Source organism: Oscillibacter sp. UBA6647 (assembly GCA_002455655.1).
In the GTDB taxonomy this organism is placed as follows: Bacteria; Bacillota; Clostridia; order Oscillospirales; family Oscillospiraceae; genus Oscillibacter.
Window position 1 is genome coordinate 3,544 of sequence record DKLF01000034.1, and the last position, 885, is coordinate 4,428.

An 885-nucleotide genomic window follows, 5' to 3' on the forward strand; every position below is an offset into this window, starting at 1 on the left:
TTCATGTTCGCTACTATATACTCAAACTACTTTGGTTAACTCACTTAATAAAACATTAAAAAAATATAAAAAAACTCTCAAAACTCTCTATACTCACAATTTTTGGCCGTCTCAAATTCTGCATGCGAACACCGTTCACCACGGCGTTAAGATATAGTATACGCAGAGTACGCAAAATGTAAAGCGTACAAAGGCAAGTTCATAAAAAGTTTATAAATTGTCAGATACCTTAACGAATCGGCATAAATACGGCACAGCCGTTAAGGGATAGGAGATGTTCCTTTACCCCTTAACGGCTGTGTTTTGGGCTTGTCTTAATGACATTGGCCTTTAGGCTCCCCTTTTGTAACTTTTTGCGGACGGTTTCCGTCAATATAAAGAGAGCAACCGCTCCAAAGCAACACGACGGAGAAAACAACGAGAAGCCCCTGTGGGGCCAATATAAGGAGGAACTATCCATGAAGAAAAACCTGCTGCTTGCCGCCGCCCTTTGTCTGGCGCTGGCCCTGTCTGCCTGCGGACAGAATCCGCCCGCCGCCGGCTCATCCGGCTCGTCTGCCGCCGTATCCTCGGGGGCTGCGTCGTCCGAAACGCCGGGCGATCCGGCATCCCAGCCGGGCAGGGATGCCCACACCGCTTTGATGATGGAGGTGGAGGGCCAGTCCGAGGAGGTCCCTGCCACGTTGTACGAAGGAGAGGGCTACTCCATTTACATCCCCGACGAGGGCTGGGTAAAGACCTCTGAGGACCTGCCCAAGGGAGCCGTGGATCAGTGGGTCTCCGCGAATAATCCCGAGGTGACGCTGACGGTCTGCGGCAGCGAAACGGACGGACAGTGGGTGGAGAGCCAGAAGGTTGGTGTTCCGGAGTCTGGCGTATACACGG

At 51.9% G+C, this 885-nt stretch carries 1 pseudogene; it reads left to right on the top strand.

The window, feature by feature from the left end:
- Positions 1-458 precede the first annotated feature (458 nt).
- A pseudogene (locus B2W96_RS02925) lies at positions 459-885 on the top strand (hypothetical protein); the annotation flags it as partial.